This window comes from Candidatus Pelagibacter sp. (genome assembly GCF_052049855.1).
Lineage (GTDB): Bacteria > Pseudomonadota > Alphaproteobacteria > Pelagibacterales > Pelagibacteraceae > Pelagibacter.
In genome coordinates this window covers 250,561-266,769 of the sequence record NZ_JBNGZE010000002.1, presented here as the reverse complement: position 1 = coordinate 266,769, position 16,209 = coordinate 250,561, and the positions used below count along the sequence as shown (strand labels likewise).

18 protein-coding genes and 1 tRNA gene are annotated in these 16,209 nt (G+C 27.9%); 16 read left to right on the top strand and 3 right to left on the bottom strand.

Going from position 1 to position 16,209, the window contains the following annotated elements:
- The first annotated feature begins 25 nt into the window (after positions 1–25).
- Positions 26–117, top strand: a tRNA-Ser gene (locus ACTT9X_RS03510).
- A gap of 18 nt (positions 118–135) precedes the next feature.
- On the opposite strand, the gene ACTT9X_RS03505 is transcribed toward ACTT9X_RS03510, so the two are convergent.
- Positions 136–1,623: a hypothetical protein gene (locus ACTT9X_RS03505; protein WP_440934299.1), complete on the bottom strand. Its 1,488-nt coding sequence runs from the start codon at positions 1,621–1,623 to the stop codon at positions 136–138.
- 3 nt (positions 1,624–1,626) lie between these two features.
- Positions 1,627–3,852 (bottom strand): lytic transglycosylase domain-containing protein, encoded by a 2,226-nt coding sequence (locus ACTT9X_RS03500; RefSeq protein WP_440934298.1) that lies wholly within the window; start codon positions 3,850–3,852, stop codon positions 1,627–1,629.
- 43 nt (positions 3,853–3,895) lie between these two features.
- Between ACTT9X_RS03500 and dapA the strand changes: the two genes are divergently transcribed.
- Genes dapA through recO form a run of 10 tightly spaced genes read left to right on the top strand, consistent with a single transcriptional unit; the run spans position 3,896 to position 11,224 of the window.
- Positions 3,896–4,777: a 4-hydroxy-tetrahydrodipicolinate synthase gene (gene dapA / locus ACTT9X_RS03495; RefSeq protein WP_440934297.1), complete on the top strand. Its 882-nt coding sequence runs from the start codon at positions 3,896–3,898 to the stop codon at positions 4,775–4,777.
- Positions 4,777–5,247, top strand: a complete 471-nt coding sequence (gene smpB / locus ACTT9X_RS03490) for an SsrA-binding protein SmpB (RefSeq protein WP_440934296.1) — start codon at positions 4,777–4,779, stop codon at positions 5,245–5,247. Before dapA ends, smpB begins: the two co-directional genes overlap by 1 nt.
- Positions 5,174–5,731 carry a 2-amino-4-hydroxy-6-hydroxymethyldihydropteridine diphosphokinase gene (folK, locus tag ACTT9X_RS03485; RefSeq protein WP_440934295.1) on the top strand — a complete coding sequence of 186 codons (558 nt, stop codon included), beginning with the start codon at positions 5,174–5,176 and terminating at the stop codon, positions 5,729–5,731. The genes smpB and folK overlap by 74 nt, the downstream gene beginning before the upstream one ends.
- Before the next feature lie 21 nt (positions 5,732–5,752).
- Positions 5,753–7,498, top strand: coding sequence for a RelA/SpoT family protein (locus ACTT9X_RS03480; protein WP_440934294.1), 1,746 nt, complete (start codon positions 5,753–5,755; stop codon positions 7,496–7,498).
- Positions 7,455–8,042 carry an orotate phosphoribosyltransferase gene (pyrE, locus tag ACTT9X_RS03475; protein ID WP_440934293.1) on the top strand — a complete coding sequence of 196 codons (588 nt, stop codon included), beginning with the start codon at positions 7,455–7,457 and terminating at the stop codon, positions 8,040–8,042. Before ACTT9X_RS03480 ends, pyrE begins: the two co-directional genes overlap by 44 nt.
- Entirely contained in the window at positions 8,039–8,758 is a 720-nt protein-coding gene (locus ACTT9X_RS03470) for a pyridoxine 5'-phosphate synthase (RefSeq protein WP_440934292.1), read from the top strand. Before pyrE ends, ACTT9X_RS03470 begins: the two co-directional genes overlap by 4 nt.
- Positions 8,759–9,145, top strand: coding sequence for a holo-ACP synthase (gene acpS / locus ACTT9X_RS03465; protein ID WP_440934291.1), 387 nt, complete (start codon positions 8,759–8,761; stop codon positions 9,143–9,145). It abuts the gene before it with no gap.
- A complete protein-coding gene (gene lepB / locus ACTT9X_RS03460; protein ID WP_440934290.1) occupies positions 9,142–9,879 on the top strand; it encodes a signal peptidase I in 738 nt (245 codons plus the stop codon). Before acpS ends, lepB begins: the two co-directional genes overlap by 4 nt.
- On the top strand, positions 9,879–10,547 hold the full coding sequence (gene rnc, locus ACTT9X_RS03455; protein WP_440934289.1) for a ribonuclease III: 669 nt from the start codon (positions 9,879–9,881) through the stop codon (positions 10,545–10,547). The genes lepB and rnc overlap by 1 nt, the downstream gene beginning before the upstream one ends.
- Positions 10,544–11,224 (top strand): DNA repair protein RecO, encoded by a 681-nt coding sequence (recO, locus tag ACTT9X_RS03450; RefSeq protein ID WP_440934288.1) that lies wholly within the window; start codon positions 10,544–10,546, stop codon positions 11,222–11,224. Before rnc ends, recO begins: the two co-directional genes overlap by 4 nt.
- Here the strand turns inward: recO and hemB are convergent, their stop codons facing one another.
- Positions 11,225–12,214 carry a porphobilinogen synthase gene (gene hemB, locus ACTT9X_RS03445; RefSeq protein ID WP_440934287.1) on the bottom strand — a complete coding sequence of 330 codons (990 nt, stop codon included), beginning with the start codon at positions 12,212–12,214 and terminating at the stop codon, positions 11,225–11,227. It lies immediately after the preceding gene.
- A gap of 73 nt (positions 12,215–12,287) precedes the next feature.
- Between hemB and ACTT9X_RS03440 the strand changes: the two genes are divergently transcribed.
- The 5 genes from ACTT9X_RS03440 to ribD are packed head-to-tail and all read left to right on the top strand — an operon-like array spanning position 12,288 to position 16,209.
- A complete protein-coding gene (locus ACTT9X_RS03440; protein ID WP_440934286.1) occupies positions 12,288–12,926 on the top strand; it encodes an aspartyl/asparaginyl beta-hydroxylase domain-containing protein in 639 nt (212 codons plus the stop codon).
- A gap of 1 nt (position 12,927) precedes the next feature.
- A complete protein-coding gene (rpiB, locus tag ACTT9X_RS03435) occupies positions 12,928–13,353 on the top strand; it encodes a ribose 5-phosphate isomerase B (protein ID WP_440934285.1) in 426 nt (141 codons plus the stop codon).
- 2 nt (positions 13,354–13,355) lie between these two features.
- The gene (gene glyA / locus ACTT9X_RS03430; protein WP_440926770.1) at positions 13,356–14,663 is read left to right on the top strand and encodes a serine hydroxymethyltransferase; all 1,308 of its coding nucleotides are present in this window, start codon (positions 13,356–13,358) and stop codon (positions 14,661–14,663) included.
- Between the two features lie 3 nt (positions 14,664–14,666).
- Positions 14,667–15,125, top strand: a complete 459-nt coding sequence (nrdR, locus tag ACTT9X_RS03425; RefSeq protein WP_440934284.1) for a transcriptional regulator NrdR — start codon at positions 14,667–14,669, stop codon at positions 15,123–15,125.
- Positions 15,106–16,209: a bifunctional diaminohydroxyphosphoribosylaminopyrimidine deaminase/5-amino-6-(5-phosphoribosylamino)uracil reductase RibD gene (gene ribD / locus ACTT9X_RS03420; RefSeq protein ID WP_440934283.1), complete on the top strand. Its 1,104-nt coding sequence runs from the start codon at positions 15,106–15,108 to the stop codon at positions 16,207–16,209. The genes nrdR and ribD overlap by 20 nt, the downstream gene beginning before the upstream one ends.

The following is a 16,209-nucleotide window of genomic DNA, read 5'->3' as shown; positions in this document are numbered from 1 at the left end:
AATCGCATAATACACAATGTCATATGGAAGAGTGGGTGAGAGGCTTAAACCAGTCGTTTGCTAAATGACCGTGCGAGGAAACTTGTACCGAGGGTTCGAATCCCTCCTCTTCCGCCATACAAAATAGTTCATAATTTAATAATCTTTTGTTTCAATTCTTTTATTTAATTCATTAAAAACACCTTTCCAGTTATTAAACTTGCTTTGTTGAATGATGTTTATTTTTGGGTAGAAACATTTATGAGTTAATTCAATATACCAACGCCACTCAGGATTAAAACTTAGTAACAAAAATGTTTTAATGTCTAATGTACCTGCTAAGTGAGCAATAGCAGTATCTGAAGTAATTACTAACTCCATATTCTTTAATATAGATACTGTATCTTCAAAAGCATTTTTTCCAATATCTATTTCAGTTGATAAATCAATTAAAAGATTTTCAAATTTATTTTTTTTTATTTGTTCAGATCCAAAGTTTTTTTGCAAACTAATAAATTCAAAATTTCGATTATTTAGAGTATTTTTAAAATATGAGAGTGGTATGGATCGCATGTCATCGTGTCCATATCTATGATCACCTTGCCAATTTATTGCAATAAGAGGTTTTTTATAGACACTTAATTTTTCTTTCCAATAAATATCATTTTTTTGATTAATATTTATGTAATTAATATTTTCTTCGAAGCTTTTTGTTTCTTTGTAACAAATGCCAGGCAAACTTAAAAGATGCTGATGATAATCAATTTTATTTACATCATTTAAATCTGAAATAATTTCAAAAGGTGTATTTCTAAACAAATGTGCTAGTTTTTTATGTGCATAAAAAAATATTTTAACATTAAATTTTTTATCGAGCCAAAATAAATAACGAAAAAAATTTATATTATCCCCATAGCCCTGTTCACATATAATTAAAATTGTTTTATTTTCTAAATCTTGTCCATTCCATTCAATAGATTTGAATTTATCTAAGACTTCTTTGTGTCTTCCTTGTGGAGTTATTTTTTCTTTTCTAAATTCATAATTCTCAAAGGCTAATTCTAGGTCTGATAAAGCAAAATAACACCATGCAATATTAAATTTAGTTTTAATACGTTTTGGATTAATTTCTAAAACTTTTTTATAATTAAGTAGAGCTTTGTTAAATTCTTTAATTCTTAAATAAATATGACCAAGTGTTACATAAGAATGAACAAAATTTTTATTTACTTCAATACTTAAATTTAGGTATTTAATAGACTTCTCAAGTTTTCTTAAAGCAAAATATGATAAAGCTGAATGATATAAAGCATTAAGATTTTTTTTATTGATCATTAAAACTTTTTTGAAGTAAATTAAAGATTCATCAAAATTTTTTTCTTCTAAATAAACTAGACCTAAATTTAAATTAGCGTCCTCATGATTTTTGTTTATTTCTAAAACATTAAAAAAAAATTTTTTTGCTTTAGTATAATTCTTTCTTTTAACTTCAATAACGCCAAGAAAGAAAATGCCAATAATTTTTGTTTTAGAATTTTCTTTTAAGTTTTCAAAAATTTTAATTGACTCTTCATACTTATTATTTTCAAAAAGATTAATGCCCTCGTTAATTATTTTCTCTATTTCGAGCCTCTCATTTTCCATTATTTAATACAAAGGTTTATCATCAAAGAATTTTTCCATTTTGATAGGTTTTTGTTCTAGTATGTATCTATATACATTGTAATTTTCTAGTACTCTTTGAACATAATTCCGTGTTTCTCGAAATTTTATTAATTCAACCCAATCTACATATTCAATTTGTTTTTTTTGAGGATCTTTATTAATCTTTCTCCAGTACTTGACTCTATTAGGGCCAGCATTGTAAGCAGCCACTGCAAAAGGGTAAGCACCATCATATTGTAGAATTAAACCTGCGATATAATGTGAACCTAAATTAATGTTATATTCTGGATCAGTGGTTAATCTTGATTTTGAATAAGGAAGTTTAGCTTGTTTTGAAACTAATTTTGCTGTGTAAGGCATCAATTGCATTAATCCTTTTGCACCAGCGTGACTATTAGCTTCCAAATCAAATTCACTTTCTTGACGAATTATTGATAGAATTAAAGCGCTTTCAGGAATTTTTCTGCCATTGATATTTTTGGGTGTGCTTATAATTGGATAATTATATTTATTATGAAATCTTTTTTGATAAGACGCAATTTTTGAAACCTGAATAGCAAAATCATATCTGTTTATACTTGTAGCTAATTCAGCCGCCAAAACTTCACTACCTTTAGATATATTATCCTTAGCTAAATGCCTTAAAATATGTTTTGTATATTTGTCTTTCTTTAATTCATGCAGAAGATAAGAAATTTTAACAAGCTCTTTATTAAAAAATTGTATCCTATATTTTGGATCAATTTCCATGTCTTTATCTAACTCAAACTTTCCATTTGGATTTATTTTTAAAAAAGCTAGTTGACCATAATACGTAGTTAAATATTTAGTAGCCTCTCTATACCAATTATTTGATTGTTCTCTTTCACCTATTTTTTCATAAGCTCTTCCAAGCCAATAAGCACCTCTAGATAAGCTTATTGGGTAACTAACATTTTTATAAAAATTTTTAAAATGATTTTTAGCAGTTAAAGGATCGTTTAAAAAACTTAAAGCTATCCAGCCGCTCATCCATTCTGCAGCAGCATATTCAGACCCTTCGGTCATTCCATGATTGCTTGAAATTTTATAAGAAATTTCATATTTTTTTTTATAAAGCAACGCTCTTGAAATAATTTCTCTTTCTTTCCACCATTTTTCAGGTCTGACTAAATACTCTTTATCATTTCTTATCTTTAATAAGATTTCAGCTGAAGAATCTACACGTCCCTTTTTTCTTCTCCATTTTAATCGATCATAGTTTAACCCAGAATCATTCTTAAATTTTTGTGGAACATTGGCTATAGCTTGGTCAACACCATAGCCCTTACTCATTAAAAGATGTCTTGCGTTATATAAAAGCTCATAATCTTTTGGCAGATACCTTATTAATCTTTGTAAATCCCAACGATCACCATTCCAAGCTAAATAATCAGCTCGTTTTATATAGTCATTTGCATTTAAATATTTTTTAAATTTTTTTCTAAAATATTTTAATTCATTTTTTGATAAATCAGCTGTTATCCAGCCTTCTTTAATTAGTTTTGTACCCTTGTTTTTGTCTCCAACTAAAATGTAACTTTCTCCAAGTATCATTTTTCCATAACCACTTAATGGATCTTTTACTCCGAACCAATTTATTATTTTTTTTGGTGAAACACTTTCTGTTGATAGTTTGTGTTCAGCAAGATATCTAATTCTGTCTATTCTTGGATAATCTGAATTTTTATTTAAAAAAACTTGATATTCGTAAAAGGAAGCTTGATTACCAGAGGTTAAAAGATGTCTCCATTTTATAAAATTATAAATTGAGTTGTCTTTTGCTTTTTTTGCTATTTTAAGTGCAGATGTCCATTTACTTTTCTGCATTTCTGAAATGGCTTTTTTAGCCAACCCGAAGTCCCTTTTACTATAATATTTTGAAATTTTTATATTCATTGCTGAGCTAATGCCGGCTAAAGTTGGCTTTTTCTTCGGTATTTTAAAACTTAATTTTTTTTCTTTTAAAACCAACTCCTTTTTAACAATTACTTCTTTGATTTTAACTTCTTTAGTTTTCGAGGGTTTCTTTAAAGGTTTAAGGATATTTATAGATATTTTCTTTTGAATTTCTTCTTTACTTAAAATAGGTTTTTTTAAGGGTACAATTGAATTGATTTCAGCAAAAAGATTATTTGAAAACATTAATATTGATACACTGAAACATAAAAATAATATTTTTTTGAGCATAATCTTTTAGTATATGAATCTTTAAACTATGTTATAAGTATTTATGTTCAAAGGATCAAATGTTGCTTTAATTACACCATTTAAAAATAATGGTTTAGATGAGGAAGCATATATAAATTTAATCCATTTCCATATTGATAATGGTACCAATGGACTCGTTCCTGCGGGCACAACAGGTGAATCTCCCACCTTAAACCATGATGAGCACCAAAGAGTAATAGATTTATGTATAAAAGAAAGTAATGGAAAAATTCCTGTAATTGCCGGAACGGGGTCAAACTCAACTGAAGAAGCGATTTCTTTAACCACTCATGCAGAAAAAGCAGGGGCTAACGGAGCTTTGATAGTTACACCTTATTATAATAAACCAACTCAGGAGGGTTTGTATCAACATTATAAAGCAATTAATGATAAGTGTGGCATTCCACTTATAATTTATAATATTCCTGGAAGATCTGTGATTGATATGTCAGTGGAGACCATGGCTAGACTGTTTGAATTAAAAAATATAGTTGGTGTTAAAGATGCAACAGGTGATTTAGATAGAGTTAATCAGACGTTTGAAAAAATGGGTAAAGATTTTATTCAATTAACAGGTAATGATGATAATGCTTTTGAATTTAATAAACGTGGTGGGGTAGGAGCTATTAGTGTAACAGCTAATATTGCACCTAAACTTTGTTCAGATTTTCAAAAATTCTCAAAATCAGATACCGATAACGAAATGAAAGAAGCAGAAAGATTAGATAAAATATTACAACCAGTTCATCACTCAATGTTTGTTGAGAGCAATCCTAGTCCTGTAAAATATGCAGCAAAACTTCTAGGACTTTGTGATGACAATGTAAGACTACCACTTGTAAAAGTAACAGACACAACAAAAGAAATTGTAAAAAAAGCTCTTCAGTCTGCTAAGTTAATTTAATGAACAAAAAAACCAATCCTGGTTTGAAAATCATTTGTTTAAACAGAAAAGCTAGTTTTAACTATTTTTTTGAAGATCTTCTTGAAGCTGGAATTGTTTTAAAGGGATCCGAAATTAAATCAGTAAGAGAGGGAAAGGTGAATATCGCTGAGTCTTATGCTGTTGAAAAGGGAGGTGAAATTGTTTTAATTAATTCACATATATCTCCCTACAAGCAAGCCAGTTACTCTAATCATAATCCAACCGATGAAAGAAAATTGCTTTTTACTAAAAAAGAAATAAATAAATTAATAGGTAAAATGCAAAGAGATGGTTTCACGTTAGTTCCAACAAAAATGTATTTTAAAAAAGGAAAGGCTAAAATAGAACTAGCAGTTGCAAAAGGGAAAAAGCAATATGATAAAAGAGCAACAAAAAAAAATAGAGATTGGAACCGTGAAAAAGCAAGATATATTAGAAAATCAAGCTAAAATTGTTTTTTTAGGAATAGGTTCAAATTTAGGAGTAAGAAAAACAAATATAGAAAAAGCAAAATTTTTATTGGCAGAATATAACTTAGATGTTCTCTCTGTATCTAGTTATTATGAAACACCTTCTTGGCCTGACCCACGAAAACCTAAGTTCTTAAATATAATTTTAAAATTAAAATGTAATTACAGTCCTCAAGAACTATTAAAAATATGCAAAACTGTAGAAACTCAATTAGGTAGAAAAAAAGCAAAAAAAAATGCTCCTCGCATATGTGACTTAGACATTATTGATTTCAATAAATTTGTGTCAAAAAAAAATGCTAAAATTAATTTGCCTCACAAAAGGATGCACAAAAGAAGCTTTGTACTGTTTCCATTATTTGAAATCCAAAAGAATTGGATCCATCCTGATAAACAAATTGATGTTAAAACCTTGATTTCTCTACTTCCTGATCGAGACATTAGATCTATTAAACAAATTTGATTTAGTGATATAATATCGATTATGCTTAATTCAAATGAACTTATAAATAAAGTTAAGAACTATAATAAATTTTTAAATCCAGAAAAATTGGATAAAGCATATAATTTTGCTGTAAATGCACATAAGAGTCAAAAAAGAGCTTCGGGTGACCCTTATTCAGTTCACCCAATTGAGGTTGCAAATATTTTAACTGAATTGAAATTAGATAGCGCTACAATTACAACAGGTCTACTGCATGACACTATAGAAGATACTTTTGCAACTTACGAAACAATCAAACAAGAATTTGGGGATGAAGTTGCAGATTTAGTTGATGGTGTCACAAAAATTTCAGCATTTGAAAATTCAGCTGGAGCAAATTCTAAAGTAGAAAATTTTAGAAAATTAATTTTAGCAACATCTAAAGACATTAGGGTTCTGTTAGTTAAAATTGCTGATCGACTACATAATATGAGAACCATTAAAGCTATTACAAAGGAAGACAAAAGAAAGAGGATAGCTCAAGAAACCATGGAAATTTATGCTCCCTTAGCAGATAGAATGGGAATGCACAGAATAAGAGACGAACTTGAAGATTTGTCTTTTGAAATTTTAAATAACGATGCGAGAAAACTAATAAAAAAAAGACTTGATGAAATAAAGCTAGATAAAAAAGATTTATTTGAGGAACAATCGTATGAGTTAAGTGAAATTCTGAATGATAATGAAATCAATGCAGAGATTCATGGTAGAGAAAAAACCCCTTTTTCAATTTGGAGAAAAGTACAAAAAAAAAGAGTTTCACTTGAACAAATAACAGACATTATTGGATTTAGAATAATTTTGAACAACGAAGACGATTGTTACAAAACTCTCGGTATTTTTCACAAAAAATGGAATTGTATACCAGGAAAATTTAAAGATTATATTTCGTCCCCAAAAATTAATGGTTACAAATCTATTCATACTTCTGTAATTGGTTCAAATAAAAAACCAATAGAAATTCAAATTAGAACCCATGAAATGCATGAATTTGCAGAAAGAGGTATTGCATCTCATTGGCAGTATAAATCTTCAGAAAAATTTAATTCTTTAAGCTGGAAGGAGTACGATTGGTTAAAAGATCTTGTTGAGATTATAGAAAAAAATGAAAATCCTGAAGACTCATATGAGTATACTAAACTGCAAATGTTTCAAGAAAATGTATTTTGTTTCACGCCCAAAGGTTCAGTAATAAAATTACCTAAAGACGCTACAGCTATCGATTTTGCATATGCCGTTCATACTAAAATTGGTAATTCAGCAGTTGGTTGTGAAATTAATGGAAACAAAAATGAGTTACAAACCATTTTAAGAAATGGCGATCGTGTAAATATTATAACATCTAAAAATAATTCTCCGTCACTTCACTGGATACCAACAACTAAAACAGGTAAAGCAAGAGCTGCTATAAGAAGATATTGGCATGATAAAGGAGAGCAAAAAGAGGAAAAAACAAAAAAATATAATACTACCTTATGGATGTCATTACCTGATAAGCCTGGACAATTAGGAGATATAAGCTCACTCATTGGAAGTCATAAATTAAATATATCTAGTTTAGAAATGGTTGGTAAAAATCCCAATTATATAAATTTTAAATTTAAATTAATCATAAGAAACTTAAAGAATTTTACTAATTTTATTGCAGAGCTAAAACAAAAGAGTATAAAATTTAAGATAATCAGACACGAAGAAAAAAGAAATGCTTTCACACAAAAAATCCTTAAATATTTTAAAAAAAACTAATGCATTATTAGAAGGTCATTTTGTTTTATCTTCAGGTCTACATTCTTCAAAATATATACAATGTGCAAAACTTTTAAGTTTCCCCAATTTAGCTGATAAAATTTGTAAGTCTTTAGCAAATAAAATTAGAAAAAAATTTAAAAAATTTGATTTAATATTAGCTCCTGCAATGGGAGGAGTAATTATTGGTTATGAAATAGGAAAATTGCTTAAAAAAGAAACAATTTTTTGCGAAAGGGTAAACGGCAAATTTACTCTTAGAAGAGGTTTTAATATTAAAAAAGGTGCAAGAGTATTAATTATAGAAGATGTAATCACTACTGGAAAATCAAGTTTAGAGTGTGTTAAATTGATTAAAAAATCAAAAGCAAAATTAATTGGATTTGCATCTATAATTGATCGATCGACTAAACAATCTTTAAAAATAAAAACAGGAATAACATCTCATTTAAAAATTGATGTTCCAACTTTTAAAGCAAATAAATTACCACCAGAACTAAAAACTATATCAATAACAACCCCAGGAAGCAGATTTATCAAGTGAAAAGGTTAGGTGTAAATATAGATCATATTGCAACTTTACGAAACGCCCGTGGAGAGAAACATCCAGATCCATTATACGCAGCTAAAAAAGTTATTAGTTATGGAGCTGATTCTGTAACAATTCATTTAAGAGAAGATAGAAGACATATAAATGATATTGACGCAAAAAAAATATGTAGTTTAAAAAATGTGCTTGTAAACCTTGAAATTTCTATGAACAAAGAAATTGTCAATAAAGCACTTAAGATAAAACCAAATTTTATTTGTTTAGTTCCAGAAAATAGAAAAGAAATTACTACTGAGGGAGGTTTAAATATAAAAAACAATCTTAATAAATTAGAGAAAATAATTAAAAAATTTAAAAAAGCAAAGATAAGAACAAGTTTATTCATTAACCCCGCTCCAAATGACATTAGACTTGCTAAAAAATTAAATGCTGATTGTATTGAAATACATACTGGAAAACTAGCAAACCTAGTTAAATCAAAAAAAAGTTATCTTAGTGAATTAAACAGAATTAAAAAAAGTGCAAAATTAGCATCAAGTTTAAATATAGAAGTTCATGCTGGTCATGGTCTAGACTATAAAACAACCAAAATGTTAACAAAAATTATATATATTGAGGAGTATAACATTGGACATTTTATAATTGGGGAGTCAATATTTGATGGACTTTCAAAAGTAATAAAAAACTTAAAAAAAATTATAAAAAAATAAATGAAAATTCTTGGTATTGGTGTTGATATTGTTGAAAATAAAAGAATTCAAAAATCTATTAAAAATCCTTTATTTAAAAAAAGAATTTATTCATTTAAAGAATTGAAACAGTCTAATGTTTCAGACAATAAAGTAGCTTTTTTTTCGAAGAGATTTGCTGCAAAAGAGGCATTTTCTAAAGCTCTTGGCACAGGTTTTCGTATGAATTTAAATTTTAAAGATATAGAAGTTGTTAATGATAAAATGGGAAAGCCTTATTATGTTAAAAATAAAAAAATTACAAAAATCATTCAAAAGAACTTTAAAATCAAAAATTATAAATGTTTTCTATCAATTTCGGATGAAAAAAAATATTCAACTGCATTTGCAATTATTCAAACTTCATGAAATTAGATAAAAATTTTTTTTCAGAAAATATAAAAACATTAATTTATGCATTCATAATTGCAGTTATTATTAGATCATTTTTAATACAACCATTTTATATACCATCATCATCCATGGAACCTACTTTGTTAGTGGGTGATAGATTGTTTGTAACTAAATATACATATGGATATAGTAAGCATTCATTTCCTTTTAGCCCCCCAGTTTTAAACAAAAGAATTATGTTTAGTAGTCCAGAAAGGGGTGATGTGATCGTGTTTAAAACGCCTGCAGATAATAGAACAGACTACATTAAAAGATTAATTGGTCTGCCTGGTGATAAAATTCAGTTTATCGACTCTAATTTATATTTAAATAATTCTGAAATTCTTAAATCCAAAATTCAAAACAAAACTTCTATTTTCTGTGGAAACAAAAGTATTGATGTTTATAGATTTGAGGAAAAACTTTCAAATGGTAAAAAATTTCATACTGTTTATTTAAAAGATTTTACTTATCAAAATTCAGATATATTCACTGTACCAAAAGATCATTATTTCTTTTTAGGTGACAACAGAGATTGTTCTAAAGATAGCAGGTACTTGACAAGTGTTGGATATGTGCATAAAAATAATTTAGTTGGAAAAGCTCAATTTATATTTTTCTCCTCAGATAAAAGAATAGGAAGTTTTATTGAATTTTGGAAATGGCATAAGTCAATAAGATTTAATAGAACTTTTAATAAAATTAATTAATGAAAATTAACTATCAGAGTTTAGAAAGAAAAATTGATATAAAATTTAAAAATAAAGATCTTCTTATCCAAGCTCTTACTCATAAAAGTTTTAACCCAACTGAAAATAATGAAAAGATAGAGTTTCTGGGTGATAGAGTTCTTGGTTTAGTGATAGCAAAAAAACTTTTAGAAATTTATCCAGGTGAAAAAGAAGGTATTCTTGATAAAAAATTTGCATCGTTAGTTAATAAGAAAACGTGTCTGGATATAGCAAAAAAAATTAATTTAACTAGTTATATTAAAACATTTAATCCCAACAATAAAAAAATAAAAATTGAGGACAAAATTATATCTGATAGTTGTGAAGCATTAATTGGTGCTATTTATCTTGATAAAGGTTTTACATTTGTTGAAAAAACAATTTTAAACTTATGGAAAGATCACATTGAAAGAAGTGTAGTTACAGAAATAGATGCAAAAACAAAGTTACAGGAACTAACTTTAAAAAAATTTAAAAAACTACCTACATATAAATTAATTTCAAATACTGGTCCAAGACACAAACCTATATTCAAAGTTGGAGTAAAATTGCCCAATACAAAATATTTTATAGCTTCTGGAAAATCAAAGAAAGTGGCTGAACAAAATGCAGCAATAGAATGTTTAAAAATAATAAATAAAAAATGAATTGGTCGGACGAAGGATTTTTAATAAGTAAAACAAGATATAATGAAAATTCATTAATTGTAGAATTATTTACTAAAAATAAAGGAAAGATATCAGGAATTATATTTGGTGGTACTTCAAAAAAAATTAAAAACTATCTTCAAGTTGGCAATAAACTTCATGTTAATTATAATTCTAAAAATGAAAACCGAATAGGTTATTTTAAAATAGAGATTTTAAATGCATATACACCATTATACTTTAACCATAAACAAAAGCTTTCTTGTATTACTTCTGCAATGAATTTGATTAAAATACTAACAGCAGAGTCTCAATCTAATGATAAAGTTTATTTTATAATTCAAAATTTATTTTTAATTCTAAAAGAAAAAGATTGGTTAAAAAAATATGTTTTTTGGGAATTGGAGTTACTTAAAATTTTAGGATATGACTTAGCACTTGAAAATTTAGTTGAAAAAGATTTGGAAGGTAACAAAACTGTATATTTCGCTAGTTCTTTAAATGAAAAAAAATATGTACCTAATTTTTTAATTGAAAAAGATATAGAAGTAAATGATCTCGGCACTTTGCTGAGCGGTTTGAAATTAGTAGGTGATTATTTGGATAAAACTATATTAAAACCAAATAATTTAAATTATCCTAATAGCAGATTACTATTTTTAAATACATTAAAATAACTATCTTATTATTTTATCAATTCTATCAGCGTAATAACTTACTATAGCATTGGCACCAGCTCTCTTAAAAGCAACTAAACTTTCATATATAGCATCTTTATTAATTAATTTTTTCGCTATAGCTGTTTCAATTAAGCTGTATTCTCCTGACACTTGATAGGCAAATACAGGTAATTTAAATTTTTCTTTTATTGATTTTATTATGTCTAAGTAGGGCATACCTGGTTTAACCATTACCATATCTGCTCCTTCTTTAATATCTAGTGCAACTTCTCTTAAAGCTTCATCAGAATTTCTATAATCCATCTGATAAGTTTTTTTGTCTCCTTTTAATGAACCTATAGAACCGATTGCATCTCTAAAAGGTCCATAAAAGCTTGAGGCATATTTTGCAGCGTACGATAATATTTGAACGTTTTGGAATTTATTTTTATCCAAAGCCTTTCTTATTTTCCCTATTCTGCCATCCATCATATCTGATGGGGCAATTACATCACAACCCATCTCTGCTTGAAGTAATGATTGATTAATTAGTATCTCTACAGTCTCGTCGTTTAGAATAGTGTTAGATTTAATTAAACCGTCATGACCATGTGATGTGTAGGGATCTAATGCTACGTCACACATTATACCTATTTGATTTTTGTATCTTTTTTTAATTTCTTTAATTGCTCTACAAACTAAATTTTTTTCATTAAGTGATTCTGTTCCCAATTCATCTTTATGTACATTTTGGGTTTTTGGAAAAAGTGCAACCATTGGTATCTTTTTTTTAATGGCTCTGTCCACTATTTGGCTCAATCGATTAATTGTATATCTGTATACACCTGGCATTGATGAAATCTTTTGCCGTTTATTTGATCCTTCAATTAAAAAAATAGGTAATATAAAATCATTTGGACTTAAGGTGTTTTCTTGAATCAGTCTTCTTGACCAGGATTCTTTTCTATTTCTTCTAAGTCTAAGACTCGGATATTTCCCAATAATCATGTTCTAATTTACTTTTAAATTGCGACAAATGTAATATACACATATACAAAAAAAAGGGTAGAAAGCAATCAAGATGACGATAGAAAATTCAAAAGTAATAGACTTAAATATTAAAAAAGAAGATAGAGTATTAGACTTTAGCGATTTTCAGAAACAAGAAATTAAGTTTGATATTGAAAAGTTGCAAGAAGCTTATCATCAAATAGTTAAGATTAAAAAATTTGAAGATGCTGGTGTAACTCACTTTGGAGCTATATCATTAACCCAAATACCTGGTGATCCAAACTCAATCAAAGGTAACAAGGCTAGAGGAGTATATTGGACAAAACCTGATAAATCAGGGAAAGAAGTAGTTAGAGATGAGTCTCTTGATGAATCACAATATTCGGAATTTATAAAAGATTATGAAAATACTTACTTTAAAGAAGTATATGATACTCTGTCATCTAAATATAAATTAGGAAGAGTTAGAATTCTTTTAAAAGAACCAAGATCAACTTTGAGTTGGCATAGAGATCCTGAGCCAAGATTACATATTCCTATAATTACTAACCCTGGCTGTATCATGGTTATTGATAATGTTGCAAAGCACATGCCTGCGGATGGGTCAGTATGGGTCACAAATAACACGAAGTATCACAATGCATTTAATGGTGGTGAGGAGAATAGAATACATTTAGTTGCTTGTGTTTTAGATTACAAATTTAATTAATTTGAAAAAAATATTTATTTCATCTGATCACGCTGGATTTAAATTAAAAGAGTCAATCAAAGTTTATTTAAAAAATAAAAAAGTAAAATTTGAGGACCTTGGTCCAAAAGATAATAGTAGTGTTGATTATCCTGACTATGCACATAAAGTTGCAAAAAAAATAAAACTTAATAAGAGAAATGTAGGTATTTTAGTATGTGGTTCCGGGACTGGTATGAATATTGCGGCAAATAAGCATAAAAATGTGCGTGCAGCGCAATGTTTTAATCTAAAATCAACAAAATTATCCAGATTGCATAATGATGCAAACATCATTACATTAGGTTCAAGATTGATATCTAAAAAAAATGCTTTAAAGTTTGTAGGTGTTTTTTTAAATACTAAATTTGATGGTGGTAGACACCTAAAAAGAGTTAAAAAAATATAATTATGTCTAGTGAAAAAAATTATTTAAACGATAGTTATAAAAGCTTCTTTGAAGACAGTTTGTCAGTAAAAGATCCAGAGCTTTATAAGGCTATCAAAGATGAATTAATCAGACAACAGCAACATATAGAACTAATCGCTTCTGAAAATATAGTTTCTCAAGCAGTATTAGAAGCACAAGGTTCAGTTTTAACCAATAAGTATGCAGAAGGGTATCCTGGTAAAAGATATTACAATGGTTGTGAGCATGTTGATGTTGCAGAAAATCTTGCAATTGAAAGATTAAAAAAATTATTTAATTGTAAATTTGCAAACGCGCAACCACATTCAGGGGCTCAAGCAAATGGCGCAGTATTTTTAGCTTTATTAAGCCCAGGGGATACATTTATGGGTATGAGTTTAAATTCAGGTGGTCATATTACACATGGATTAAAAATTTCAATGTCTGGTAAATGGTTCAATGCAATAGGATATGATGTTGATAAAGAGTCAGAATTAATTGACTATGATAATGTTGAAAAACTTGCTTTAGAACATAAACCTAAACTCATAATTGCGGGTGGAAGTGCATATTCTAGAGTAATTGATTTTAAGAGATTTAGAGAAATAGCAGATAAAGTCGGAGCATATTTAATGGTTGATATGGCACACTTCTCTGGTTTAGTTGCAGGTAAAGGTTATCCTAATCCTTGTGACTATGCACATGTTGTTACATCAACGACACACAAAGTTTTTAGAAGTGCAAGAGGTGGTATAATTTTAACTAATCATGAAGATCTTGCTAAAAAATTTAATACAGCAGTTTTTCCTGGTTATCAGGGTGGACCTTTAATGCATATTATTGCAGCTAAAGCTGCTGGATTTTTAGAGGCATTACAGCCAGAATTTCAAAATTATATTAAATCTGTTTTAGCAAATGCTAAGATGCTTGCAGAAACTTTAAAAAATAATGGGTTTAAAATTTATTCTGATGGAACAGATACTCATTTGATGTTGGTAGATTTAAGGCCTTATAATGTAAAAGGTAATCTTGCAGCAGAAAGTTTATCTAGAGCAAATATTACGTGCAATAAAAATGGTATTCCTTTTGATACAGAAAAACCTATGATTACCTCAGGCATTCGATTAGGTACTCAAGCAGCTACTACAAGAGGTTTTGGACTAAGCGAATTTAAAACTGTAGGAGAATTAATCACAAAAACTTTAAAAGGTTTATCTGAAAATCCGTCAGATAATAGCAAAATAGAAGAAGAAGTAAAAAATGAAGTTATTTCTTTAACTTCGTCATTTCCGATATATAAGAACCTTTAGTAAATGATTTGCTCAATATGTAAAAAAGGGGAGACCTCAGTTGTCGACTCTAGACCAACAGAAGATGGTACTGCTATAAGAAGAAGAAGACTTTGTACTTGTGGAGCTCGTTTCACAACTTTTGAAAGAGTTCAATATAGAGAATTAATGGTAGTTAAAAAAAATGGCAGAAAATCTGTATTCGATAGAGATAAACTATCAAAATCTATTTATATTGCCTTAAAGAAAAGACCTATAGACACCGAAACCATAGAAAAATTTATAAGTCAGATCTCAAGATCATTAGAGGAAATTGGTCAAAGTGAAATATCTACTAATACAATTGGAACAATGGTTATGGATGGTTTAAAGGATTTAGATCCTGTTGGTTACGTAAGGTTTGCATCAGTTTATAGAAACTTTAGAGAAGAAAAAGATTTTGTGCAATTCGTGGACAAACTTAATGTCTACAAAAAAACATAAATTTACATTAAAAGACAAATCTTACATGGAGATAGCCTTAGATCTGGCTAGATCTCGTCACGGTCTCACTGGATCAAATCCTTCGGTTGGATGTGTAATTGTTAAAAATGATAAAATAATTTCTATAGGTCAAACTTCATTTAATGGAAGACCACATGCAGAGTCTAATGCAATTAAAAATTGTTTTGAAGATTTAAAAGACTCAAAAATGTATGTTACTCTAGAACCATGCTGTCATCATGGATTAACGCCACCATGCACTGATTTAATAATTAAATCAAAAATTTCTGAAGTCATATATTCTGTTACGGATATAGACAAAAGAGTAAGTAATAAAAGTTTTAAAATTTTAAATTCAAAAAAAATAATTGTAAAAAAAGGTTTGTTAAAAAATAAAATCGAAAACTTTTATTCTCCTTATTTTTTTAATAGAAAGAAAAAATTACCTTATGTTACTGGCAAAATAGCTATTTCAAAAAACAATATTATTTACACTAAGTATCAAAAAAAAATTACAAATATTTATTCAGATATGTTTTCACATCTTTTGAGATATCAAAACGATAGTTTGATGATTACATACAAAACACTAAACAAAGATAATCCAAGATTAAATTGTCGTTTAAAGGGTTTGAAAAATTTTTCTCCTAAAAGAATTATTTTAGATAATAATTTAAAGACTAAAACAAACAGCTATATAATAAAATCTTCTAATAACAAAAATACTTTAATATTTTATAACAAAGCTGATAAATCAAAAATTTCTAAATTTAAAAGAAAAGGAATTATTCTTGTTAAATCTAAAGTAGATAGTAACAACAGATTTGATATGAGAAAAATTTTGAAAAAGCTATATAATTTTGGCTGCAGGAATTTATTGATAGAGGGTGGAAATGAACTAACCAATTCTCTGCTCAAAAACAAAAATTTTAATAAATTTTATTTATTCAAAAGTCCTAAAAATCTTTCTAAAAGCTCAGAATATTTAAAATTTAGTGGTCTGAACAGATTAAATCAAAAGTATCAAACAAAGATTAATTTAAATCTGAATTTGCGAAAAGACAGAATAACACTATATAGATAG